The sequence below is a fragment of the Streptomyces sp. NPDC006265 genome, from assembly GCF_040613555.1.
GTDB lineage: Bacteria > Actinomycetota > Actinomycetes > Streptomycetales > Streptomycetaceae > Streptomyces.
In genome coordinates this window covers 1-1,425 of the sequence record NZ_JBEXSH010001404.1, presented here as the reverse complement: position 1 = coordinate 1,425, position 1,425 = coordinate 1, and the positions used below count along the sequence as shown (strand labels likewise).

1 protein-coding gene is annotated in these 1,425 nt (G+C 65.4%); it reads right to left on the bottom strand.

Annotated features, from left to right (window positions below):
- Positions 1 to 29: 29 nt before the first annotated feature.
- Positions 30 to 1,376, bottom strand: a complete 1,347-nt coding sequence (locus ABZ281_RS49305; protein ID WP_356665373.1) for an IS630 family transposase — start codon at positions 1,374 to 1,376, stop codon at positions 30 to 32.
- Between the last annotated feature and the right edge of the window lie 49 nt (positions 1,377 to 1,425).

The following is a 1,425-nucleotide window of genomic DNA, read 5'->3' as shown; positions in this document are numbered from 1 at the left end:
CTAGTGTCCTGCGCCAGAAATTCTGATGGTTAGTTTTCCTCTGTTTTCTGGCTGCCGGTCCCGACCTTGGTGAGGTAGTCGGCGAGGGAGTTGAGGATCTCGTCGGCGGTCTTGGTCCAGGTGAAGGGCCGCGGGTTGTCGTTCCAGGTGTCGATCCATGCGGCGATGTCGTTCTCAAGGGCCTTCACGGAGGTGTGGACGCCCCGGCGGATGAGCTTGTCGGTCAGCAGGCCGAACCACCGCTCGACCTGGTTCATCCAGGAGGAGCCGGTCGGGGTGAAGTGGACGTGGAAGCGGGGGTGTCTGCCCAGCCACGTCTTGATCTCGGCGGTGTTGTGGGTGGCGTAGTTGTCACAGACCAGGTGGACATCCAGTCCGGCGGGCACGGCCTTGTCGATCGTGGCCAGGAACTTCTTGAACTCGATTGCCCGGTGGCGGCGGTGCAGCTGCGATATGACGGTGCCGTCGGCGATGTTGAATGCCGCGAACAGGCTGGTGATGCCATGCCGCAGGTAGTCATGGGTGCGGCGTTCGGGCATGCCCGGCATCATCGGCAGCACCGGCTGGGAGCGGTCCAGGGCCTGTATCTGGGACTTCTCGTCCACACACAGCACCACTGCCTTCTCGGGCGGGTGGTGATACAGGCCGACGACGTCGACCACCTTGGCGACGAACTGCGGGTCGGTGGACAGCTTGAAAGAGTCCTGGAGATGCGGCTTGAGGTCGAACCTCTTCCAGATCCGCCCGATGGTGGACTTCGACAGTCCGGTGCGGGTGGCCATGGAGGCCCGCGACCAGTGGGTGTCCTTGCCCGGCGTGGATTCCAGGGTCGCGACGATGACGTCTTCGACCTGGTCGAGCAGGACCGAGGGCGGCCGGCCGGGACGCGGCTCATCACTCAGCCCGTCCATCCGCAACCGGATGAACCTCGACCGCCAGCGGTTCACCGTTCCGTGCGAAACGCCCAGCTCAGCGGCGATCTCCTTGTTCGTCCCGCCCTCCGCGCACCGCAACACGATCCGCGCCCGCAACGCCAAAAACTGCGCCGTCTTCGCCCGCCGCGCCCACCGTGTCAGCTCCGCGCGCTCGGCATCGGAGAGCACCAGCTCCGGCTTGCGCCGGCCCGGCCGCGGCTCGTCCACCAGGCCCGCCAACCGCCGGGCCACGAACCGCGAGCGCCACTTGCGCACCGTTTCCACGGACGCCCCAACATCCCCTGCAACAGCGGTATTTGACGCGCCCTCCGCACAAGCCAGAATGATCCGGGCCCGCTCTGCCACACGGGCCGACACCCCACCACCCATCCAACGTGCCAACTCCGCCCGCTCCGCGGCAGACAGCACAACTTCGACAGCACGAGGACCCCGAGACACCATGAAAACAGCCTACAAACTTAAGGCCGCCATTTCAGGTGCATGACACTAG